This is a genomic window from Lyngbya confervoides BDU141951 (genome assembly GCF_000817775.3).
In the GTDB taxonomy this organism is placed as follows: domain Bacteria; phylum Cyanobacteriota; class Cyanobacteriia; order Thermosynechococcales; family Thermosynechococcaceae; genus Lyngbya; species Lyngbya confervoides.
On the sequence record NZ_JTHE03000091.1, the window covers coordinates 78,155 to 100,716 of the forward strand.

General features: G+C 56.8%; 17 protein-coding genes. 12 read left to right on the forward strand and 5 right to left on the reverse strand.

Annotated elements, in window-relative coordinates:
* Positions 1–2 precede the first annotated feature (2 nt).
* Entirely contained in the window at positions 3–659 is a 657-nt protein-coding gene (locus QQ91_RS15940; protein ID WP_166276093.1) for a vWA domain-containing protein, read from the reverse strand.
* 155 nt (positions 660–814) lie between these two features.
* Between QQ91_RS15940 and QQ91_RS15945 the strand changes: the two genes are divergently transcribed.
* From QQ91_RS15945 to QQ91_RS15960, 4 genes are all read left to right on the forward strand, one after another.
* On the forward strand, positions 815–1,378 hold the full coding sequence (locus tag QQ91_RS15945; protein ID WP_166276096.1) for a 2'-5' RNA ligase family protein: 564 nt from the start codon (positions 815–817) through the stop codon (positions 1,376–1,378).
* A 74-nt stretch (positions 1,379–1,452) separates the two neighbouring features.
* Positions 1,453–2,127 (forward strand): cofactor assembly of complex C subunit B, encoded by a 675-nt coding sequence (locus tag QQ91_RS15950; RefSeq protein WP_166276099.1) that lies wholly within the window; start codon positions 1,453–1,455, stop codon positions 2,125–2,127.
* 2 nt (positions 2,128–2,129) lie between these two features.
* Positions 2,130–2,651: a DUF456 domain-containing protein gene (locus tag QQ91_RS15955; protein WP_166276102.1), complete on the forward strand. Its 522-nt coding sequence runs from the start codon at positions 2,130–2,132 to the stop codon at positions 2,649–2,651.
* Positions 2,652–2,714: 63 nt separating this feature from the next.
* Positions 2,715–3,050: a c-type cytochrome gene (locus QQ91_RS15960; RefSeq protein ID WP_166276105.1), complete on the forward strand. Its 336-nt coding sequence runs from the start codon at positions 2,715–2,717 to the stop codon at positions 3,048–3,050.
* On the opposite strand, the gene QQ91_RS15965 is transcribed toward QQ91_RS15960, so the two are convergent.
* Positions 3,047–4,261, reverse strand: a complete 1,215-nt coding sequence (locus tag QQ91_RS15965; protein WP_166276108.1) for a M20 family metallopeptidase — start codon at positions 4,259–4,261, stop codon at positions 3,047–3,049. The two genes, QQ91_RS15960 and QQ91_RS15965, sit on opposite strands and share 4 nt — an antisense overlap.
* A gap of 415 nt (positions 4,262–4,676) precedes the next feature.
* Here QQ91_RS15965 and QQ91_RS15970 point away from each other — a divergent pair, with 415 nt between their 5' ends.
* Positions 4,677–5,087 carry a phosphomannose isomerase type II C-terminal cupin domain gene (locus tag QQ91_RS15970; RefSeq protein WP_166276111.1) on the forward strand — a complete coding sequence of 137 codons (411 nt, stop codon included), beginning with the start codon at positions 4,677–4,679 and terminating at the stop codon, positions 5,085–5,087.
* A 209-nt stretch (positions 5,088–5,296) separates the two neighbouring features.
* The gene (locus tag QQ91_RS15975) at positions 5,297–5,650 is read left to right on the forward strand and encodes a HesB/IscA family protein (RefSeq protein WP_166276114.1); all 354 of its coding nucleotides are present in this window, start codon (positions 5,297–5,299) and stop codon (positions 5,648–5,650) included.
* Between the two features lie 73 nt (positions 5,651–5,723).
* Here the strand turns inward: QQ91_RS15975 and QQ91_RS15980 are convergent, their stop codons facing one another.
* A complete protein-coding gene (locus QQ91_RS15980; protein WP_166276117.1) occupies positions 5,724–6,890 on the reverse strand; it encodes a GUN4 domain-containing protein in 1,167 nt (388 codons plus the stop codon).
* Positions 6,891–7,232: 342 nt separating this feature from the next.
* Between QQ91_RS15980 and QQ91_RS15985 the strand changes: the two genes are divergently transcribed.
* Positions 7,233–7,856 carry a TMEM165/GDT1 family protein gene (locus tag QQ91_RS15985; RefSeq protein ID WP_166276120.1) on the forward strand — a complete coding sequence of 208 codons (624 nt, stop codon included), beginning with the start codon at positions 7,233–7,235 and terminating at the stop codon, positions 7,854–7,856.
* A 395-nt stretch (positions 7,857–8,251) separates the two neighbouring features.
* Here the strand turns inward: QQ91_RS15985 and QQ91_RS15990 are convergent, their stop codons facing one another.
* On the reverse strand, positions 8,252–8,827 hold the full coding sequence (locus QQ91_RS15990) for a MiaE family protein (RefSeq protein ID WP_166276123.1): 576 nt from the start codon (positions 8,825–8,827) through the stop codon (positions 8,252–8,254).
* Between the two features lie 7 nt (positions 8,828–8,834).
* Positions 8,835–9,599: a TspO-related membrane protein gene (locus tag QQ91_RS15995; RefSeq protein WP_166276126.1), complete on the reverse strand. Its 765-nt coding sequence runs from the start codon at positions 9,597–9,599 to the stop codon at positions 8,835–8,837.
* A gap of 226 nt (positions 9,600–9,825) precedes the next feature.
* Between QQ91_RS15995 and QQ91_RS16000 the strand changes: the two genes are divergently transcribed.
* The 5 genes from QQ91_RS16000 to QQ91_RS16020 all read left to right on the forward strand — a co-directional run bounded on the left by QQ91_RS16000 (position 9,826) and on the right by QQ91_RS16020 (position 22,535).
* Positions 9,826–13,047 (forward strand): NB-ARC domain-containing protein, encoded by a 3,222-nt coding sequence (locus QQ91_RS16000; protein ID WP_166276129.1) that lies wholly within the window; start codon positions 9,826–9,828, stop codon positions 13,045–13,047.
* Complete coding sequence (locus QQ91_RS16005; RefSeq protein WP_166276132.1) at positions 13,038–15,809, forward strand: hypothetical protein; 2,772 nt, start codon at positions 13,038–13,040, stop codon at positions 15,807–15,809. Before QQ91_RS16000 ends, QQ91_RS16005 begins: the two co-directional genes overlap by 10 nt.
* A 309-nt stretch (positions 15,810–16,118) precedes the next feature.
* Positions 16,119–20,708: a glutamate synthase large subunit gene (gltB, locus tag QQ91_RS16010; protein WP_166276135.1), complete on the forward strand. Its 4,590-nt coding sequence runs from the start codon at positions 16,119–16,121 to the stop codon at positions 20,706–20,708.
* 87 nt (positions 20,709–20,795) lie between these two features.
* Entirely contained in the window at positions 20,796–22,283 is a 1,488-nt protein-coding gene (gene gltD / locus QQ91_RS16015) for a glutamate synthase small subunit (protein WP_166276138.1), read from the forward strand.
* A gap of 39 nt (positions 22,284–22,322) precedes the next feature.
* Positions 22,323–22,535: a hypothetical protein gene (locus tag QQ91_RS16020; RefSeq protein ID WP_166276141.1), complete on the forward strand. Its 213-nt coding sequence runs from the start codon at positions 22,323–22,325 to the stop codon at positions 22,533–22,535.
* Positions 22,536–22,562: the final 27 nt, after the last annotated feature.

The window sequence follows — 22,562 nt, forward strand, 5'->3', positions numbered from 1 at the left end:
CCCTACAGGACAACTTGGCCCCAACCGACCGGGGGCAGCGCCAAGGTTTCTCCCACTTGCCCACTGGAGACTCGCTTCATGGAATTACTGAGCCACACAAACAGCCCTTGAAAATCCAGTCCATTGAGCAAAATCGGCGGACGATTGGGAGGCGCAATTTGCTGAAGCTTCACAACATCGGCGCCCTGAACTGCCACGGCAAAAAAGCAATACTTGCCCTCGGCTTCTCCGGCATGGAGTCTTTCCGCCGCCCCATGCCAATCATCGGTGGGGGCACCATCGGTAATCATAAAAATCCAGGGCCGATAATATTGGATCCCGTAGGTTTTGTAGACTGCCTTGCGGTGATCTAAGAGATCCAAGGCATAGTCAATGGCCTCTCCCATGGGGGTCAATCCCTCGGCCCATAGGGGAGGCGGCGTAAACTGCTCAATGGTTACAAAGTCCTGGAGGAGTTCCACCGGACCAAAGGACACCACCGCAACCTCTACACTCAGCGCGGCTTTCGTATCTCGATGCACCTCTTCTTTAAAAATTCGCACGCCCTGCATAAGTTCCTGAACAGGGTCTCCCATCATTGAGGTGGAAGTATCGAGGAGGAGGATGACTGGACAGCGATTTTCTGGGTTCTCGACAAACTCGGGTAAACCAACAGGCATGGGTACCCCCTATGCAAAAACGACATAATTGTACAAGGATTTTTTGAAAGGGCAAGGGAAAATCGCCTAAAAGTTTTCAGGCCCCGATTCAGGAGGGCAAACAACCCCTGAAGGAAACGCTAAAGTAATCCCAGTGCCTTCCGACTGATGATTTGGTGAACCCGACTTCCCAGGATCTCCAGCTTTATTTTTTGGCCTTGCTTCCTCCCGGGGATTTGCAAGCGGAGATCACTGCCATTAAGCAGGAGTTTGCCCATTGCTACCACGCTCGCCATGCCCTGAAATCTCCGCCCCACCTGACGCTTTTTCCGCCGTTTCGATGGTCTTTGGCCCAGCAAACTCAGTTCAACTGCTTGGAACAATTTACACAGCAGCAGAGCTGTATTCCCATTGATCTGGACGGATTTGGAGCCTTTGCGCCTCGGGTCATCTATATCCGCCCCCAGCCAACGCCCGATCTTCTTGCCCTTCATGCTGCGCTCCAGCGCTTTCTTAAGGAACATCTCGGTTTAGTCGATTCCCTGAATCAGAAGCGTGGATTTCACCCCCACATTACCGTGGCCCATCGAGATTTATCCAGGCCGGCTTTCCACCAGGCTTGGCCGTCTTTTCAGGGGCGATCGCTGCATCGTCAATTTACGGCAACTGCCATCACGCTACTGCGACACCAGGGGCACCGTTGGGAAGAGGTGAACGAGTGGTCTTTTCAAAGCTCGTAAGGACACCAATCGAGTTCCGTTTGTCTGGGTGAGCGCTAGAATGCAGAAATATCACCTCTTGCCCTTGCCTGCCCATGAATCCCTCCGATCCCAATCGTGTTGTTCGCTTAATGCCGCTGGTTGTAGGAGGCTTGGGCGGGACCGTGTTGATGGTGAATCGTGTTTTGAGCGTTGAGGTAACCCCAACCCAGGCCCGCTCTGATGCGCTGGGAATCTTCATGGCCGCCATCTTAATTTTGGCTGGATTGCTCTGGCAGCAGATTCAGCCCCGTTCGCCAGAGGCCGTCGAGCTGGTGGGGAGTGTGGGCATGGAGATGGATCCCTCCCTCCCGAATCAGGCTCAACTGGAGTTGGCCTGGGCCTCCCACAGTGTGTTGACCAACAGTCCGGCGAAAACTTTGGTGGTCTACGATCAAGGCAAAACCCTGCTGCGCCGTGGGATTTTGGGCAAGGCCTCGACGGTCACGCCAGGGGCGATTGCAGAGCGAGTTCTGAAGCAGCATAGGCCAGTTTATCTTGTGGACCTGAAACTCTATCCCGGACGCGTGGAATTTGATTATCTACCCGAAAATACGCAAGGTGTTATTTGTCAGCCCCTGGGCACCACAGGCCTCTTAATCGTTGGCACCAATACGCCCCGCAGCTTTACGCAGCAAGATGAGGCCTGGATCGCTGCGATCGCCGATAAGTTAGACCAAACGCTGCATTCTGCTACCTCAAGCCCTGCTACGCCCTCAGGAGTTGCCTGAGCATGGCGATTTATTGGCTACTGGTTGCGGTGATGGGAATCGGCGTCGTCGGGGCCTTTGTCCCTGGACTCCCAGGAATGACGCTCATTTTAGCCTGTGTAATGATCTGGGGGCTGATCCATGGCTTTAGCACCATTGGCATCGCTCTGGCGGCCACCATTGGTCTATGGGTTCTGAGCTTTGGCGTGGATTTCCTGGCAACGCTTTGGGGAATGCAGAAGGCTGGGGCGAGTAAATGGGGACAGATTGGTGCAATTATCGGAATGGTTGCCGGATTTCTAGGCCTGCTGCCCACCCTACCCATTGGGGGTCCCCTCGGACCGCTCATCGGCATTTTTATTGGACCGCTTTTGGGCGCCTTAATTGGGGAGTATCTCTACTGCCGGAACCTCAAAACTGCATGCAAGGCGGCCCTGGGCGTACTGGTCAGTACCTTAGTGGGGAATATGATCCAAGGTTTTCTCGCGATCGCGGCGATGGCGGTATTTTTAGCAACCACCTTGCCCAGAATGACCGCACTCTAGACCTCCGGTCTCCTATCTTGTTCTTTGCTCCTGAATAATAGCCTGCATTCCTGAGGAAGGCCCATGAAACGCATTTGGATCTGGATTGGACTATTGGCCTACTGGGCCAGTGTCACCCTCTTGGGGGGAAACCCGGCAATGGCGGCCCCTGAGCCCACCCAACTCTTTGAAGTTCACTGTGCGGGGTGCCATCCCCATGGCGGCAACATTGTGCGTCGCGGAAAAACCTTGAAACTCAAAGCGCTGCAAAAAAATGGTGTGGATAGCCCGGATGCTGTGGCCGCCCTGATTGCCCAGGGGAAAAACAGCATGTCCGCCTTTGCGGACCGGTTGAGCGCGCCGGAAATAACCGCATTGGCAGATCATGTCTGGATTCAGGCCCAGCAAGGCTGGCGCTAGGCTGCTGTGGACTCTGTTCGGTGCTGCACCGGAAACGATTGCCAGTATTGGTAAGCACTGTAGGACATGGTCACTACCCCTGCGGTGATGGCCTGCTCATCAATATCAAAGTTGGGATGATGCAAGGGATAATTGGGGCGATCGTGAAACCCGACCCCAAGGCGGAACATGGCACCGGGAGCATGCTTTAGGAATAGGGCGAAGTCCTCGGCCCCCAGGGAGGGCTCCGGTAACAGCTGCACCTTCTCCTCTCCCAGCGCTGCCCTGGCTGAATGTTCCAGCAACTTGGAGAGGCGATCACAGTTTTGAACCGAGGGTACCCCGCGCTCATAGTTCACCTGGAAGGTGGCCCCGTAGGGCTGACACACTCCAGCCACAATGGCCTCAATCCAGTCAGGCAGTTGCGCATGGGTATCGGGATGGAGCGATCGCACAGTGCCCTTGAGGATGACATGGTCGGCAATGACGTTCGGGGCGCGGCCCCCGTTAACTTGTCCAATGGTGAGAACGACGGGACGGAGCGGATTGTGGGTGCGACTAATCGCCTGTTGGAGGGTGGTGATGACCTGAGCTGCGATCCAGATGGCGTCAACGGCCTCATGGGGACGCGCTCCGTGCCCCGATTCCCCGATAATCTTGATTTCTAAATTGTCAGCCGCCGCGGTCAAAGCCCCATAGCGAATGCCCACGCTCCCTCCGGGAATAGAGGGGAAGACGTGGCAGGACAAGATGGCCTCCACATTCTCCATGGCGCCACTTTGGATCATCCAGCTAGCTCCCTGGGCCGTCTCCTCCGCCGGTTGAAACAGCAGGCGCACGTTCCCGGAAATTTGTTCTCCTAGCTCTGACAAAATCATGGCCGTGCCTACCCCCACCGTGGTGTGCACATCATGGCCACAGGCATGCATAATCCCTGGCTTTCGGGAGGCAAACTCTAGCCGCGTTAACTCATTAATGGGCAAGGCGTCCATATCGGTCCGGATAGCCAAAAACTGACCTGATGAGGCCTGCCTCCCTAGCAACTCACCGACAATCCCCGTTTTGCCCACCCCCTCGTGCACCTTCAGGCCGTAGGACGAGAGGATTCCCGCCACGTAGGCTGCTGTCTCGTGCTCCTGACCACTGAGTTCAGGGAATGAATGCAGATGACGGCGGATTTCAATGAGCCTTGGCGTTAATTTTTGGGCAAGCTTTTGAATAGCCTCTAGCATGGAGTGCCAATTCCCAAATGAGGCTGACCGATGCCAACGGGCAAAATAAGTTTTGTATCTACCATGCACACAAGATTCGATTCAATGGGTAAGTTTTGGAGAGTTCACTTCCGTTCATTGTAGTGTTTGTGCTGATTTAGATCCGTGAGATGGGGGAATGGGAAGATAAAAAGCTTTGAAAATTACGGCCTTTTTCTAAATCACCCGTTATACTGAAATTTCTTTCTAGGACATTGGTTCCTCTGCCCCTCTCCTGTGTTGAGATTGACCTGGACACAACAGCGATCGCTCGGCATGACCAGAGGTGACATGACCAGAGGTGACATGACCAGAGGTGACATGACCAGATGTGACAATTTATCCCTGATTTTCTTTATTTCTTGTTTGTCCTGTTAGCTTAATTATATTGATATCTATGAGCCCTCAGTCCGCCACCGCCCCTAGCACAGAAACCTCGCTTCCTGTCTCCATGCCTTCTCCCGCAGTTGCCGCTACTGAACTTCGGCCTTGGGGATCTTTTACCGTCCTCGAGGAAGGCACCGGCTACAAAATTAAGCGCATCGAAGTGAAGTCGGGCCATCGTCTGAGCCTGCAAATGCATCATCATCGCAGTGAGCACTGGATTGTGATTTCTGGCATTGCAAAGGTTATTCGTGGCGAGGAAGAAATTATGCTCTGCGAAAACCAATCGACCTACGTTCCCCGTTTTACGAAGCATCGCCTGGAAAATCCAGGGAAAGTCCCCCTGGTCCTGATTGAAGTGCAGAATGGGGAATACCTGGGAGAAGATGACATCACTCGCTTTGATGACGATTACGCCCGGTAGGGTATTCACGGGGACAACCATCAGGCAGAGGCTGCAACATCCGCTACCTTGACCCAACGGATTCCCGATTTCTGCCAACGCTCAAGATTTTGCCCCATCCGCCGACCTCTGCCCCTAGGCAAGTCGGCGTTTTCGCAGAAAATTTTTTACCAGGAATCAGGGATAATGAAGGGCGACGTTCCCTAACCCAACTCACCTGAGAAAGCATCATGATTGAAATCAGCCATGCCGCTGCCAGTGAAGTGAAGCGTCTGCGGCTCAAGCAGGTTTCCTCTTCCAGGGGGCAACTGCGGCTCAGTGTGCAAGCGCGGGGGTGTGCGGGTCTTTCTTATCACATGGAGTTTGAGGTTGAACCTGAGGTGACGGATCGGGTCATTCACTGTGAGGACATCGACATTGTCGTTGATCCCCAGTCTTTGGACTATCTGAAGGGTTTGGTCATTGACTATACCGAAGACCTGATGGGTGGCGCCTTTCGATTTCATAATCCCAATGCCCTAGAGGTTTGTAACTGTGGTCATTCCTTTAAGGCTCACTGTGAGACAGCCCCCTCCGAGGCATAAACGACGTACCCTAGCCGATCACCTCAGGCACTGTCTAACAGGCATTGTCTAATCGGAAGTTTAAATCAAAAGTTTAATCGGAAAGAACCGGGGATGGGTCCTGACTCAAACAGGCGTTAACCCGCGACATAAAGGCAGGCAGAAAATCCCCAAAGCGATCGCTGCTGAGATACATTGCATCTACTGTGCAGGATCCACAGCCTGCCCCGCTGTTTGCGAGCATTCGCTCTAACTGTAAGGAGGACACCCCGAGCCAAGGGAGGTGTCCAAGGGGAGCTTCGGTGCTGTAGGTGAGATTAGAGTCAAATTTCCAAGGGGTGCGAAGGGGAGACAGGTCGGCGGCGGGGAGTTGTCGCCAGCCCACTTGGTTTCCAAAGCTCTCGACTTGACGCGGCGCGGGGACCGAATTCCAGATCTGTGATTGGACGGAGAACCCAAACTTGCCATCGCTGTGGCGCTGCCAGGCGGCATCTAGCTGCTGTACCTCTTGACAGGGTAAGGATTGGATGTCGGCGCCTTGGAGATGGGGATAAAAATAGCCCGATTCTGGCATCAGCTGCATCAAGATTGCCCGTGTCTCCAGGTTGGCCATCTGCCAGTTTCCGGTCTTTAAAGCGGCAATCAAGGGACGGTAGTTCACCGATCTGATGCGGCCCTCCGCTGTGATGTGGTCAAAGGTTAAGCTATCGAGAACCACCTGAAAAACGGATCGCAGGGGATCGGCGGCGTCGAGATAGCCCACCTGGAGCTTTACCACATCTCCGTTGGGATGGTTAAGGAGAACCACGTCATATTCGTAGAGGCCGGTGGCCCTGTAGGCGATCGCCGGTTGCCCCGCCACGATTTTGGGCATTGCGGGAGAGGTGGGTGACTCCATCCATTGCTGGAGGGGTTTGGCCTCAGGGTTCCTCAGGATTTCAAGGCTAATGTGCGGTGGGGGTTCGCTGCCGGCTGGTTCTGCTGGATAACGACCACCCCAGGGACGGTAGTCTGCCGCCTTCCAAATTTCCCAACTTTTCTGGAGGGCGGAGTTCGGGTCGGGGGAACGGTAGGCGGTGGCGCTATCCACGTAATAGCCCTCGGGATAAATAAACCGCAAACCCTCCGCATGGGTAAGGAAAATGTCGTAGCGATCCTGGGGCGGCTTGTCTGGGAGTCGAGGTTGCCTGGCTCTACCCAGGTCAGACAGGCTAGAGACCATTAATCCGGTCAATACGGCGGCCATGATCAACCGTTGCATGATGAGTTGCCTCCCGTTGCAGACTATCCAAGGGCCTCTTTATATAGAGCTTACAAAAAGAGATCCTGAAACCCAGGGTAAAGTTCCGTCTCCTCTGGAAAAAAAGGGATGAACTGCCCCAACGGGGGTGAGAGGGACAAACTGATACTAGGAAACTCAGAGGCCTGAGCAATCAAAAAATGAACTAAATATGAATTAAACAGAGTTTGGAGGGATAATGAATTAATTATGAGATAAAATTCTTGATTTTGCTTATTTTTGAGCCTGTGGTAGCCTATTTTAATCTCCAGCAGCAGTGCAGAGAACGATTGAGGATGTGGCAGCAGCCCGTAGGGGAATGATATGGAATCATTGGCAGGATTTACGGCGGGTCTATGCTTAATTACGCTGTCTGAATTAGGGGATAAGACGTTTTTTATGGGCGCGATTCTAGCCATGCGTCATCCTCGGCGCTGGGTTTTTGTGGGGGTCAGCGCGGCTCTCGCGGTCATGACGGTTTTATCCGTGGGGTTGGGGCAGTTTGCAGCGCTTCTGCCGCAGACTTGGGTCAAGAGTTTGGCGATCGCCCTTTTTTTGGGATTTGGGGCCAAGCTTCTCTATGATGCTGGGCGGATGTCTGATGCAAAGGGGCTGGCGGAGGAACAGGAAGAGGCCTTGGATGCGGTGAAGCAGCTAGATGCGCGGGTGGTGCATTGGTCAGTTCGGACCATTTTGCTGGAAGCCTTTGTCCTCACCTTTGTGGCAGAGTGGGGCGATCGCACGCAATTTGCGACGGTGACCTTAGCGGCTTCCCATTCTCCCTACGGCGTGGTGACGGGAGCAATTCTCGGCCACCTCCTCTGTGCGGCGATTGCGGTTCTCTGCGGGCGGATGATTGCCGGTCGGTTGTCGGAGCGCTGGCTCATGGTGATGGGTGGAGCTTTGTTCATTGTGTTTGGACTGGCGACGGCTGCGATGGGACCCTAGAGTAGTCTTTGTGTTCCCGCAGCGCAAAACTCCAGACATTGCGGCCCCCATCCAGAAGACTGTCGCACTCCGCCACCCCACCTACCAAGCTGATGCCTTCGGCAGGCTGACGCGGCTGAGATGAGAACATCGCCAACGATCTAGAACTTGGAAGAGCGCGATCGCCCCTGCTGTTCTGGATCCGGGCCTAGGACGCTTGCACGCTGGATATAGTTGGAGGCGGTATGGGGCTGGTCCAGGGTGGGGCAGCTTCCCGAAAGTGAGCCGTCAGCGATCTGTTGGCGAGGAGGGTCCCGTAGAAATCCTGGACGGTTTCATGGCCTCGCTATCCCTGGATTACCTCACGGTATGTGAGTGAGGACTTGACGGTTATCAGTGATGGACTATTTCCTCCGTCAATGGAGGGCCGGACGAATCTCCAATTGTCGCAAAAGGATGGCTTCTTGATCAATGAACTCCGCCAGGCGATCGCTCACCTGTTGGCGATCGTAATATTGGCAGGCAAAACGCACAAACATCAATGCATGGCGCGCCTCGGATTTATAAATTGCGCTGTAAAATCCCTTTAATGCCCCCTGGGGGAGAGCCTGGGCAATGGCCCTGAACCGCTCCTGCCCTCTGGCTTCAATCACCGCCGCGGTTAGCAGCCGATCTAGAAAATAATTTTCGCTTCCCTTGCGGATTAAATCGCGAATTTGATGGACATACACATCCTTTTGGTCTGGAATTGGGGCAATGTTCCGCTCTCGGATCAACTTGTAAACATCTCGATAGTGGCTGAGCTCCTCAATGGATAGATCAATCATGGCGGCCACTAAATCCGGTTTGTCGGGGTAGTGGGCCGCCAGGTTCAGTGCCACGCCCGCCGCCTTTTTCTCATTGGCTGCGTGATCGAGCAAAAACTGATCAAACTGCGTGAGAACGGCCTCAATCCAGGCGGGGGAACTGGCTTGCTTGAGCTGAATCTCCATGGTTCTCTCAGGATGCTGAGGGTATCAGACGCCAGCGATAAAGGCTGAGAGCCCCCAGCCCTGCCGCTGCGCCTAGGGCCGATCCGCCCAGCAGGGGCACCTCGCTATGGCGGACGGCGATGGCCATCAGTGCCCACAAAAACACCCCCGCAAAGGCCAGGTCTTGGTGCTGCCACACCACGCGCATCGCGATCATCATTGCCACCGCAATTAGGGCCACAGTCCAGGCCTGGGGTGAGATCCCCCCGCCTTGCCAATTCCAGGCAAAGAGCGTCAGGGCAACGTTGACCAGCGTGGCCACGCTAATCCAGCCCAGGTAGAGACTCCAGGGCACTTGAATACACCAGCGCTGCCCTCGGGTTACGGGCTGCGAAGTGCCATTGATTTGAAAATAGCCCCGCATCAGCGCCCCCCAAATCACCACCATGGCCACCAAAGACAGCCCGTAAAGATTAGACAAAAACACCACAATCCAGATCATCTGTGCTCCACAGGCCAGAATCATCATCGTGCGGAGGGGATTGAGATGGGGCGATCGCCGCTGCTGGGGAAGCAGTTGATAAATGGCAAACGCAAAGAGACTGACGTAAATAACGCCCCAAATGGCAAAGGCATAGCTAGCGGGCGTAATCAAAACCTCCTTAAAAACGGTGTTGGAGATTTGTCCAATGGTTTGACCATTGATGGGCATAAAATTTGAGCTGAGGTTGACTAAAAAAGCAGCCACAACAAAGCCAAGGGTCAACACAGCTTGTCTAGAAGGGGGCACCATAAATGCAAGGGAGGGCAACAAGACCAATCTCTTGCATTCTGGCACACAGCCTCCTGCCTTGATTGATTCCGGATTATTTTCTGCCACGGGCCGTCTAAGCGATACAAATCGACATGATGTATGGGAAATCCGCTGATACTATGGTGTCCAGTTCTGTAATTTTCCGGCTCTTTCTTACTTATGACCCTCGCCCTGTTTGGATGAGGCCTTCCATTGTGCAGCACCCATGATTCATTTTCCCTCCCCATCGCTGGACAGCCAATCCTCCAAATATGACGGTGCGCCTTGGAGTGTCAGCATCGTGCCTGTCCTGCCCAAATCCTATATTCCCCGGCTGGAGGATGAGCAGCAGCTGCGCAATTGCTTGCTGGATGACGATCATCCCGTCTGTTTGCTTAAATCCGCGGAAGGCGTTGGCGGTATCGGAAAGTCCTGGTTGACCCTGGCGGTGGCTCGCGACCCTGCGGTGCAGGCCCAGTTTCCGGATGGGATGCTTTGGATTTCCCTCGGTCCCGATCCGGACCTGTTGACCTTAATCGGTTCTGCGATCGCCCAGCTTGAAGCAGACTGCCCGCTGCCCACGACCCTTCCCCAAGCCTCGCGGCAGCTGCGATCGCTGCTGAAACATCGTCAGCTACTCATGGTGCTAGAAGATGTTTGGGTTGCGGAGGATGTCCAGCCTTTTTGGGTGGTTCAGGATAATCGCAGTCATTTGCTGGTGGTGAGTCGGGATATTCAGCTGCCGGAAGCCCAGGAATACATTTTGTCCGGCATGAGCGCTGACCAAGCGCTCCAGCTTGTGGAACAGCAGTTGGGCCAACCCCTCACCGGAGAGGCTCGCAAGGCTGCCAGCCGGTTTGCCAAGGCGGTGGGCTACCTCCCCCTCTCCCTGGTGCTGGCCGCCCAGCAGGTTTGGGACGGGACGGTCACCTGGCAAAGGCTGTTGACCGAGGGGACCGCCCCCGCAGCCCAAGACAGTGGGCAAGATGGTGAGCAAGCGGGGACGGATCCAGGTCGGGGGGCAGAGCAAAGGGGCTTGGGGTCTACCCTGATTCGCTGGGCTTTTGGTGGCGGCAAGGATCGGCAGCATCGCACGCGGCAGGTCTGCCTCAACCAAAGCATTCTCAGCCTTTCCCCCGAACTGAGGCTCCGGTTTGCCGCCCTGAGCATTTTTCCCCACGACATCACCCTCTCTCCCCCCATGGCGGCGACCCTCTGGAATGTGCCGGAAGCCGAAGCTCAGGATCTGCTGCAATCCCTGTGCGATCGCAATTTTCTAGTTCCCGGTTACCAGACACCGCGTTGGTCGACCTATCGGTTGCCCAGCGTTATGCAGGATATTGCCCAGTGGATTTTACAACTGCCTCGCACCCAGCCCTTTGCCGGGCTGGGGCTATCGATGTCCATGGCGCATCAAAACTTCTTAGAACGCTACCGGCCTATTTTGAACGATGGAAATTGGTGCCAGGTGCCGGACGACGGCTATATTCATCAATATCTAACCTGGCATCTCGAAAAGGCCGGGTGGATTGGCGAACTTCATCAGCTTCTCCAGGAAGAAACCCCCAGCGGTAAAAACGCCTGGTTTGCCGCCGTAGATCAGGTGGACTTCGCCAACTACAGCCTGGATGTTGGGCGCGCCTGGCGCTTGGCAGAGGATATGCAGACCAGTGATCCGTTGCGATCTATCGCCTTGCAACTGCGCTACGCCCTGATTTATAGCACCATTACAGCCCTGAAACGGGGGGGGGAGGGGGACCGAAATTTAGACCTGGATGGTCTGGAGAGTCCGCAGGTTTCCCCGCTGCCCGATCTGGATTTAGACGATCGCGTTTTACTGCAGCCGGAACAGATTCTCCTGGGAGAGGAGACGGTGGCCTTTTCAGCCGATGAGCTCAGGGCGCTGTCCGAGGCCCTCACTGCATTTCAAGCCGATTTGCCCGATCTGGGCGTTGCCCTGGTCACAACCCTGCAAGCGATTCCTGTGGAATCGGTGCAGACGCAAACGCTGCAGGCAGTCTTGCCCGCACTGGCCCAGAATGCTTTTGATACGGCCTTTAAAGCTATTCAAAAAATGCCCTCGGCCCAGGTTCGCATTGTTAGCCTGCTTTCCCTGCTGCCCCATGACCGCGAACTGGTGCGCAAGGTCTTCCTGCTGACTCAAGATGTGGCCGATGAGGCTTTTCAGCTCCAGATACTGGCCCAGATCATTCCCACCCTGCCGTCGGCGTTCTATGGGGAGGCCCACCACCTCGCCAGCGGGCTGCGTAACCCCCTTTACCGCCTGCAGGCCATGGGCTTACTCGCCACCTTGCCACCAGCCGAGGCCAATGATCCGGTCAGCGCCGCCCCCCTCGATGCTGGCAGTGCCCTACTGTCCCTCCCGACAGTGGATGCCCTGATTAAAGAAGCCCTGACCGCCCTGGCGGATCTGCCAACCTCAGCGGCCCAAAGCGAAGCCATTCAGAATATCGCCCCCTACGTGGGAGAGTCGTGGCTGCCGGAACTTTTGAAACGAACGGCGACCCTCCCCACAGAAGCAGATCGAACTGCGGCCTTGGCCGCAGTGGTGGCCCACGTACCCGCTCGACTTCTGCCGCAGGCTCTAGAAATTGCCCGCGACTTTGAAGATATTCGCAACTGCGTGCGGGTCCTGCTGCGACTGGTGACCCATATCCCGGATTTTACGCCCACCGTGCTAGAAGCCATCCGTAGCTTACAGGATGTCGCCTTTCGCGGGGAGGCGCTGACTGCGGTGATTCCCCAGGTTGAATCGGTATACCTCCCTGAAATTCAAGAAATATTGCGAGAAACCCGCACAGAAACGGTTCATATTCCTGCCCTCCAGGCCTTGCTTCAGCGACGCCCAACCTTTGGGAGAGATGCCCTTGCCATGATTCAGGAGATTCCGCCCGTGTTTGCGCGAGCGACGGCCCTGGGGGAACTGGTGGCCTACTTACCTGCGGCGGATCGACCGGTGGCCATCACCATTGCCCAGGATATTCAATTTCCCTATGCGCGGGCCAAGGCTCTGGCGGGATTACTGCCCTATTGTCCTGACCTAGCTCGGGAGGCGCTTGCGGCCGTTCACGCCTGTCATCAAGACTCTCCGAGCGATGTGCTGCTGGAGCTGATTCCCCATCTGCCCGCTGCGCAGGTGGCCGAAAGTCTGGCGTTAATTCGAGACATTGCCGATGGGGAGGCGCGGGTGGAGGGACTGGCCCTGTTCCTGCAGCGATCGCTCCCCGGCGATGAAGCCTACGCCGTGCTCTCAGACTTACTCCACGAACTTGCCCTATTGCCGCGCGTCCAGTTTTGGCGATCGCTGATCAAGCTTCGTCCCTTTTTATCCCGGGTCGGGGAAAGCTTGGGTCCGGTGGGAGACCGCTGCATTTTGTTAAGGCAGGTTCTGCAAGCCATACGGGATGTTTTAAGGCAGTGGCCCTGACCGTTCAGTGCAAAGAGAAGAAACCCATCATTTCCTGGATTGAGGAGTGGCCTTGGCAGCGCCCAAACCAAATGCAGCGTCTGGGCCGCCAGATCGTGCAGGCGAGCCGTCGCAATTCAGACTGGATGGTTGTGCAGCCCTTCCAGGACCTTGAAATTGGCGCCCTGGCGGCGGCCATTGCCCGTCAAGCGGCAATTCAAGATCAGTTTTCAGATGGGGTGCTTTGGATTCGGCTCGGTCCCCATCCGGATCTGCTGCGGATTCTCCACCAGCTGCTGTCCCAGGGGGGCGCGGAAATGACCTCAGCCATGACGATCCAGGGTGCCCGTCAGGCCCTGGGAACGATGCTGCGATCGCGGGCCATACTCTTAATTTTAGAAGCGGTGTGGAACGAGGCCCATCTTCAGGTTTTTCCCCTCACCTCGGGCTGTCGCAGTCGACTCCTGCTGGTGAACACTCCCCTGCAGCCCCGGTGTGGCCGAGTTTTAAAGCTGGATCTGCCCTCCCCGGATCAAGGCATCCAGCTTTGCCAAACCAGCGGCGCAGATCCGGTGGGGGTCGAGGAGAAAATCCTGGTTCAGCGGTTTGCATTCCTGGTAGATCACAGGCCGATCTTTTTGCGCATGGGCGCCACGCTGGTGGGCCAGACCCTACCCTGGTCCACCCTGGTGGCACGGGTTGAGACACCCAGGCTGCAGGTTTTGTCCCTCCCGGTGGACGTCTCCGGCAAGGATGGCACCTGTCTCAGCCCGATGGCAGCTTTGCAGGGACTTTCCCCGGCTCAGCTGGTCTGTTTGGAACTCGCTCTGGAGCATCTGACCTCGGAGCTGCGCCTGCGTTTTGCCAGCCTAGGCGTGTTTGCCCTGGACGCCACCCTGACGCCCTTTATGCTCTCTATTCTTTGGGAGGTGATTCCGGAGAAGGCCGCAGAAATCTTACAGGGACTCAGCGATCGCGGTTTGATCCAGGCGGTGCACCCAGGGACTGCCTACCGATTGGACGCAGCCATGGCGGCTCTGGCCATCTGGTTGATTCAGCGTTCCCCAGGTGCAGCACTGGGGGGATTGGGCCTCACCCTACTACAGATGCATCGGCAGCTGCTGGTGGCCTATCTGCGAGGCGCGCGTCAGCGTCAGTGGCACACCCTCCCCCAGGACGGCTACCTCCACGCCCATTTGTCCTGGCATCTACAGCAGGCAGGATGGCAACATTGGCTGCATCGCCTGTTGCAAGGCAGTGATGAATGGGGGCAATCCCCCTGGCACCAGGCCTGCCGCCAAGTGGGCACCCCCTACCACAGCGATATCGCAAGGGCCTGGCACCTAGCCCAGATGCAGTTTGCCAGCCAGCCAGCTCAATCCCTGGGGCATCAGGTGCGCTATGCCTTTCTCTGGTCCTGGCTGTACGGTGGCGATCGCCTTTGCCACCGGGAAAGGACTTCGGGGAGGTCTGGGGCGTCCCTAAGAGCCAAAATTCCCACTCTGGCCCAGGCCCTAACCCTCATCGCTGCAATTCCTGACCCGCGATCTGATTCGCCCTCAGGGACCGCAGGGGTGATTCCAAGCCCGCAGCCCCGCGAAACGTTCCCTGTCCACCGGGGCAATTCCCAGCATCTCGTGCTGGAGGAGGCCCTGGCCCTTATCTCCTTAGCCAGCCATGAGCAGCGCTGGGATGCCCTCATCCAGTTAGCCCCCTACCTCACCTCGGATCTTACGGATCCCCTGTGCCAGCTGCTCCAAAATATGCCTGTGTCTCCCCCGGAGATTTGCGAGTTGCTGGCGCGTTTGCCCCAGGTTAATTTAGCCATCGCCCGTCAAGCCCTAATCCTGGTGGCCCAAACCTTTCAGGAGGAAGATCGAGCCCTGGCCCTCATCGATTTATTGCCCTGCCTGCCTGCGGCCATTTATCCAGAGGTGCTTGCCCTGGGCCAGGCCATGGCGTCCCCCCTGGCTCGGTGCCAGGTCCGGGCAGCACTCCTGCCCACCTTTCCCCAGGGCTTGCCGGAGGTGCTGGATCTTGCCCAGCAGATTGGCGATCGATGGCAGCGCTTTCATATTCTGGCAAGGTTCCTGGGGCCGACCCCCCATTCGCCTCACCTGATAGCGCAGCTTCAGGCCGAACCCTTGAACTCCCCGAACGAGGCCTGGGCCACATGGTTGGCGGTGTTGCCCTATCTCCCAGAGGCGGCATCGCACTGTCGTGACTTGATGCACCATTCCTCCTTCTCTCCTTGGGATTGTCAGGGCCAGATTATTCAGGCGGCAAGGGTCTGTCTCCATGACCCGGTCTATGCCCATCGAGAGAGCTTCAACCTCATCCTGGTCCTGCTGGCAGAGACCTGCGCAGATCAAGACCTTGGGACAACACAGGGCGAGGTGACGCGATTAATCCCCGTCGCCCGCGCCTTGGTGCAGGCCATCGAGCAATTCCCCTGGTCATCGCGGCCCTTTCCTCCCTGTTCTGGCCGGGCCTATCTGCAGCTGCTCCGGCTATTTGATCTAGCCCATGATCACCCCCTGGATACGGTCAGGGGTGATCTGCTCCAGTCCATCTGGCAGCAAGCGCTCACGCCTTCCCAGGCACCCCTCGTCGATCTGCAGCACCTGCTTGACTATCTGGCCCAGGGGGCCCCAGAGGTGTTTTTAGACCGCCTGCCCATGGTGCTATCCCTGGTCCACCATCTGGGGGGCAGCTTGGCGCTGTGGGAGGCGATCGCGGCCCTGCGATCCGTGGCAGGCGCGCAGGCCCACGGAGAATCCTAGGGCCGTGGGCAACCCATGATCGTTGTCGTTCGGATGGCAGCCCCTCGCGGCAAGGGTATCCACCGATACGGTCTATGGACAGCGGCCGGTACGCCTGGATACAGACTCCCAGTGAATGTAACCAAAGTCTTGCGCAAATGTTACGGGGATCTCATCGAAGCAGGGGCTTCCTTGAATTTGCATTAAGACCTCACCGCCTCCGTAAAAAACTATTGCACAATCGAAATCTATCGTTATCAGCCGTCCCCGGAGGAGGGGCGATCGCCGCCTGTTTGTCCCCTAGATTAAGCCACCTAAGATATTGAGCCTATGAACCGTCACACCATGCCCCCCCAGCAAGGTCTATACGACTCTCAATTTGAGCATGATGCCTGTGGTGTCGGCTTTATCGTGCATCAAAAGGGGGACAAGTCCCACACCCTTATCCAAAATGCCCTGACGATCCTGTTGAATCTGGATCATCGGGGTGCCTGCGGCTGTGAGAAAAACACGGGGGATGGCGCGGGGATTTTGATCCAGGTGCCCCACAAGTTTCTGGCCAAGGTGACCCAGGCCGAGGGTATTGCCCTTCCCGATCCGGGGCACTATGCCGTGGGCATGGTCTACGGCAACCCCGATGCCGCCCAGCGCGCCCAGGGGCGCCGTGCCTTTGAACAGGTGGCGGCCCAGGCAGGACTGCCGGTGTTGGGATGGCGAGATATTCCCACCGATCACAGCAGTTTGGGGAAAACAGCCCTGGAGAGTGAGCCGTTTATGCAGCAGGTGTTTATTGCCCGCCGCCCTGATCTTCAGGATGACCTGGCCTTTGAGCGCAAGCTCTTTGTGCTCCGCAAACAGGCCCACAACGCCATTCAGGCTGGAGAGATTGATTCCCATTGGTATATTGCCAGCCTCTCGAGTCGGACCCTGGTCTACAAGGGGATGCTGATGCCGGTGCAGGTGGGTCAGTATTACCTAGACCTGCAAGATCCCGACATGGAGAGTGCCTTAGCCCTGGTGCACTCACGCTTTAGCACCAATACGTTTCCCAGCTGGGAGCGCGCCCACCCCTACCGCTACATTGCCCACAACGGTGAGATTAATACCCTGCGCGGCAACATTAACTGGATGCTGGCGCGGCAGTCCCTATTTGAGTCGGATCTGTTTGGGGAGGACATGGCCAAGGTCCAGCCCGTGATTAACGTCAACGGCAGCGACTCCACCATTTTTGATAATGCCCTAGAGATGCTCACCCTGGCTGGGCGATCGCTGCCCCACGCGGTCATGATGATGATTCCTGAACCCTGGCAGGGGCACGAATCCATGAGTCCTGACAAAAAAGCCTTTTACAAATACCATTCCTGCCTGATGGAGCCGTGGGATGGCCCTGCATCGGTGGCCTTCACCGACGGTACCGTGATGGGTGCAGTCCTCGATCGCAACGGCTTGCGTCCCTCTCGCTACTATGTCACCAAGGATGATCTGGTGATCATGGCCTCAGAAGCAGGAGTGCTTCCTATTGCGCCGGAGCGAGTGGCCTATAAAGGTCGCCTTCAGCCAGGGCGCATGTTTCTGGTGGATACCGCCGCTGGGCGCATTATTTCCGATGCAGAGATTAAGGCAGAGGTGGCCCAGGCTCAGCCCTACGGGGACTGGCTGGAGGAAAACCTGGTTTCCCTGGCCGATTTGCCCGCAGCCGATCCGGCGCGCGATCACGACCCTGAAACCCTGCTGAAGCTTCAACTGACCTTTGGCTATACCTTTGAGCAGCTGCGCCTGTTGATGGCTCCCATGGCCACCAATGGCGTAGAGGCGGTGGGAGCCATGGGAACCGATACTCCCCTGGCGGTGCTGTCGAATCAGTCCAAGCTTCTGTATGACTATTTTCAGCAGCTCTTTGCCCAGGTCACCAATCCGCCGATCGACTCGATTCGGGAGGAAATTATCACCTCGGCCATGACCACCTTGGGGGCAGAGCAAAATCTGCTCAATCCCACCCCGGAAAGCTGCCGGATGATTGAGCTGCCAACGCCCATTCTCTCCAATCGCGAATTAGCCCAGATTCAGCAGCTTCAGGGAGATCCATTCCAGGCCAGCACCCTGCCGATTTTGTTTGACCCCCAAGCCGGAGTTCAGGGCCTAGAGGCAGCGATGCAGTCCCTGTGCCAACAGGCGGATGCGGCCATTGCCCAGGGCAGCAGCATTTTAATTCTGAGCGATCGCGGGGTGGATGCTCACCACGCGCCCATTCCTGCCCTTTTAGCCGTGGCCGGTCTCCATCATCATCTGATTCGAGCCGGAACGCGCACGAAGGTGGGGCTGGTGCTGGAATCAGGGGAACCTCGGGAAGTGCATCATTTTGCCGTTCTGATTGGCTACGGCTGCTGCGCTATCAATCCCTACCTGGCCTTTGAGACCCTTGCGGACATGATTCGCCAAGGGCGCCTGGTGGATATCGATCTGCCCACCGCCTGCAAAAACTATATTAAGGCTGCTACCAAGGGCGTCATCAAAGTGGCGTCTAAAATTGGTATCTCCACCATTCAGAGCTATCGTGGGGCCCAAATTTTTGAAGCCATTGGCCTCAACAAAAGCGTGATTGATCGCTACTTCTGCTGGACTGCGTCGCGGATTGAGGGGGCCGATCTCAGCGTCATTGCCCAGGAATCGAGGCAGCGCCACGATCGGGCCTTCCCCGATCGCGTTAGCGATACGCCGACCCTTGATGCTGGCGGAGAATATCAGTGGCGCAAGGGCGGAGAAGCGCACTTGTTCAGCCCCCAGACCATTCATCTGCTGCAGCAGGCGGTGCGGGATAACGACTATGGGGCCTTCAAGCAATATTCCCAGTTAGTCAATGAACAAAATGAGCAGTTTTTTACCCTGCGTGGCCTGCTCCAGTTTAAGGCGCGATCGCCCATTCCTCTGGAGGAGGTTGAGCCGATAGAGGCCATTACGCGCCGATTTAAAACCGGGGCCATGAGCTACGGGTCAATCTCCAAGGAAGCCCATGAATCCCTAGCGATCGCCATGAACCGGATTGGCGGCAAATCCAATACCGGCGAAGGGGGCGAGGACCCGGAGCGCTTCACCTGGACCAATGAGCGAGGCGACTCTAAAAACAGCGCCATCAAGCAGGTGGCCTCAGGGCGCTTCGGGGTGACCAGTCTGTATCTGTCCCAGGCCAAGGAAATCCAGATCAAAATGGCCCAGGGGGCCAAGCCTGGGGAAGGGGGGCAACTCCCCGGTCGCAAGGTCTATCCCTGGATTGCCAAGGTGCGCCATTCTACCCCTGGCGTGGGTTTGATTTCACCGCCGCCCCATCACGACATCTATTCCATTGAGGACTTGGCAGAGCTGATCCACGATCTCAAAAACGCCAATCGGGATGCTCGCATTAATGTCAAGCTGGTGTCGGAGGTGGGCGTGGGCACCATTGCTGCCGGGGTGGCGAAGGCCCATGCCGATGTGGTGCTGATCTCCGGGTTTGATGGCGGTACCGGAGCCTCACCCCAAACCTCCATTAAACATGCCGGACTGCCTTGGGAACTGGGGGTTGCAGAAACCCATCAAACCCTGGTGCTGAACAATCTCCGCAGCCGCATTGTGGTGGAAACCGACGGTCAAATGAAAACTGGCCGGGACGTGGTCATTGCGGCTCTGCTGGGGGCAGAAGAATACGGCTTCTCCACCGCACCGCTGGTGTCCCTGGGCTGTATCATGATGCGCGTGTGCCACATGAACACTTGCCCGGTGGGGATTGCCACCCAGGACCCGGCCCTGCGGGATAAATTCACGGGCGATCCGGCCCATGTGGAAAACTTTATGCGGTTTATTGCCCAGGAGATTCGTGAACTCATGGCTCAGCTGGGCTTTCGCACCATAGATGAAATGATTGGCCGGGTTGACCTGCTCGATGCAAAACCTGCCATTACCCACTGGAAAGCTCAGGGCATTGACCTCTCTAAGATTCTGCACCAGCCCCAGGTGGACGAAAGCGTCGGTCGCTATTGTCAGATCCCCCAGGACCACGGCCTGGAAAAATCCCTGGATCTCACGGTGTTGCTCGATCTGTGTCAGCCAGCCCTGGATCACAAGCAGCCGGTTAAAGCCACACTGGCCATCCAAAATACCAATCGCACCGTCGGCACTATCCTGGGGAACGAAATCACCAAGCGCTATTGGGACGGTCTCCCGGAGGATACGATTCATCTGCATTTCCAGGGCAGCGCTGGCCAAAGCTTTGGCGCCTTTGTTCCCGCGGGCGTCACCCTGGAATTGGAGGGCGATGCCAATGACTACTTTGGCAAGGGGTTGAGCGGAGGGAAGGTGATTCTCTACGCCCCGCCTGAATCCACCTTTATTCCCGAGGAAAACATCATTGTTGGCAATGTGGCCTTCTACGGGGCCACCGGCGGCGAGGCCTATATTTCCGGCGTCGCCGGGGAGCGCTTCTGCGTGCGCAACTCTGGGGTGGAGGCCGTGGTGGAGGCCGTGGGCGATCACGCCTGTGAATATATGACCGGAGGCAAGGTGGTGATTCTAGGTCCTACGGGTCGCAACTTTGCAGCGGGCATGAGCGGGGGAGTGGCCTATGTCCTCGATGAGGCGGGTAACTTTGCTAGCCACTGCAATCAGCAAATGGTGGGGCTAGAGAAGGTGGAAGACCCCGACGATCTGCAGGATCTCCAGGCCCTGATTCAGCGTCATCACCACTACACCGGTAGCGCGAAGGCCGCGCGGATTCTGGACCAGTGGCCCGCGATCGCCACCCAGTTTATCAAGGTCATGCCCCGGGACTACAAACGGGTTCTTCAGGCTATTCAGCAGGCCATTGAAGACGGCCTCACGGGGGATGAGGCCCTCAGCGCCGCCTTTGAAGCTAACGCCAGGGATGTGGCCCGAATTAGCGGCAGCTAACCCGGTTTCCTCAGGGAGACACCCTCCGAGGTAATCTCCTCCCCGGACGGAGGAAAACAACCCCTTTAACTCTTAACATTCACAGCTATGGGTAAGCCAACAGGATTTATTGAATATAAGCGCGAGGTTCCCGCTGATCTCGCCCCCCTGGATCGGATTCGGCATTGGGATGAATTCCACACCCATTTGCCCGATCATCAGCTGCGGAACCAGGGCGCTCGCTGTATGGACTGCGGCACGCCGTTCTGCCATACGGGGATGGCCCTGAATGGGATGGCCAGCGGTTGTCCCATTAACAATCTGATTCCAGAGTGGAACGATTTAATCTATCGGGGACTCTGGCGCGAAGCCCTGGATCGGCTCCATAAAACCAATAATTTTCCAGAGTTTACCGGACGGGTTTGTCCGGCCCCCTGCGAAGGCGCCTGCGTCCTGGGTATTAATAATCCGCCGGTGACCATCAAGACCATTGAGCAGTCCATTGCCGATAAGGGCTGGGATGAGGGCTGGATTGTGGCCGAAACCCCCGCCCAGCGCACGGGCAAAAATGTTGCCGTGGTGGGATCAGGTCCAGCGGGTCTGTGTGCAGCGGCCCAGCTTAACAAGGCGGGGCATTGGGTCACCGTTTTCGAGCGTGAGGATCGCCCTGGAGGGCTGCTCATGTACGGCATTCCCAATATGAAGCTGGAGAAAAAGCGAGTGGTGGAGCGTCGGTTGCGGCTTCTGGAGGCTGAGGGCATCACCTTCACCTGCAACACCGAAATCGGCAAGGATATCTCTGCCCAGCAGCTCCTTCAAGATTTTGATGCGGTGGTTCTCTGTACCGGCGCCACTCGCCCCCGCGATCTTCCCATTGAAGGGCGGGAGGCTAGAGGGATTCACTTTGCCATGGAATTTCTAACCGCCAACACCAAGGCCATTTTAAACGGATCCCCTGATGAGAGCTTCATTTCCGCTGAGGGCAAGGATGTGGTGATTATTGGCGGGGGTGATACCGGTACCGATTGCGTGGGCACCTCCCTGCGTCACGGCTGCCGGAGTCTGTTGCAGCTTGAAATTATGCCCAAGCCTCCCCTGACCCGCGGACCAGATAACCCCTGGCCGGAATGGCCCAAAGTTTACCGACTGGACTATGGCCAGGAAGAGGCGGCGGCCCGATTTGGGGAGGACCCGCGGGGCTATTTAAAAACGGCCACGAAGTTTGATCTCGATGATCAGGGCTGGGTCCAGGCAGTTCATACCGTTGATGTTGGCTGGGAAATGGGCGAGAATGGACGAAGGGTGCCCACCCCCATACCGGGCTCAGAACAGGTGCATCCCACCCAGCTGGTGCTTCTGGCCATGGGCTTTCTGGGACCAGAGCAGCCCCTTTTGGATGCATTGGATCTAGAGCGAGATGCGCGCAGCAATGTTAAGGCCGACTATGGCAGCTACGAAACTTCTATTCCTGGGGTTTTTGCCGCTGGGGACTGCCGTCGCGGACAGAGCCTGGTTGTTTGGGCCTTTAATGAAGGACGCGGCGCGGCCCAAGCCTGCGATCGCTATTTAATGGGGCACACCCACCTCCCGGCCTGATTGCGGCCATCGCTGCGGCCCATCGTTCCAGAAATAACCATGACTCACCCAAAACCTGAAACCGTTTACGAAAAGCTGCAGTATTTAGACCACGGCGACATTGCCATTAGCGCCATGTATCGTCAGTGGGCGCAGGAGGTCCTGACCGATCCGGAGGTGGCGATGCCCTGGAAGGAGGCGATCGCCGAACGGCTGAACCATGCGAATCAACTGCTGGGCAGTCAAACCGCCGGAGAGAATGACAGCTACTAAGCAACGGTTCCTCAACCAGAGATCCTA

Coding starts and splice junctions, on each gene's coding strand:
- QQ91_RS15940 (WP_166276093.1), bottom strand. CDS start 659: ATGCCTGTTGGTTTACCCGAGTTTGTCGAGAACCCAGAAAATCGCTGT.
- QQ91_RS15950 (WP_166276099.1), top strand. CDS start 1,453: ATGAATCCCTCCGATCCCAATCGTGTTGTTCGCTTAATGCCGCTGGTT.
- QQ91_RS15955 (WP_166276102.1), top strand. CDS start 2,130: ATGGCGATTTATTGGCTACTGGTTGCGGTGATGGGAATCGGCGTCGTC.
- QQ91_RS15960 (WP_166276105.1), top strand. CDS start 2,715: ATGAAACGCATTTGGATCTGGATTGGACTATTGGCCTACTGGGCCAGT.
- QQ91_RS15965 (WP_166276108.1), bottom strand. CDS start 4,261: ATGCTAGAGGCTATTCAAAAGCTTGCCCAAAAATTAACGCCAAGGCTC.
- QQ91_RS15970 (WP_166276111.1), top strand. CDS start 4,677: ATGAGCCCTCAGTCCGCCACCGCCCCTAGCACAGAAACCTCGCTTCCT.
- QQ91_RS15975 (WP_166276114.1), top strand. CDS start 5,297: ATGATTGAAATCAGCCATGCCGCTGCCAGTGAAGTGAAGCGTCTGCGG.
- QQ91_RS15980 (WP_166276117.1), bottom strand. CDS start 6,890: ATGCAACGGTTGATCATGGCCGCCGTATTGACCGGATTAATGGTCTCT.
- QQ91_RS15985 (WP_166276120.1), top strand. CDS start 7,233: ATGGAATCATTGGCAGGATTTACGGCGGGTCTATGCTTAATTACGCTG.
- QQ91_RS15990 (WP_166276123.1), bottom strand. CDS start 8,827: ATGGAGATTCAGCTCAAGCAAGCCAGTTCCCCCGCCTGGATTGAGGCC.
- QQ91_RS15995 (WP_166276126.1), bottom strand. CDS start 9,599: ATGGTGCCCCCTTCTAGACAAGCTGTGTTGACCCTTGGCTTTGTTGTG.
- QQ91_RS16000 (WP_166276129.1), top strand. CDS start 9,826: ATGATTCATTTTCCCTCCCCATCGCTGGACAGCCAATCCTCCAAATAT.
- gltB (WP_166276135.1), top strand. CDS start 16,119: ATGAACCGTCACACCATGCCCCCCCAGCAAGGTCTATACGACTCTCAA.
- gltD (WP_166276138.1), top strand. CDS start 20,796: ATGGGTAAGCCAACAGGATTTATTGAATATAAGCGCGAGGTTCCCGCT.
- QQ91_RS16020 (WP_166276141.1), top strand. CDS start 22,323: ATGACTCACCCAAAACCTGAAACCGTTTACGAAAAGCTGCAGTATTTA.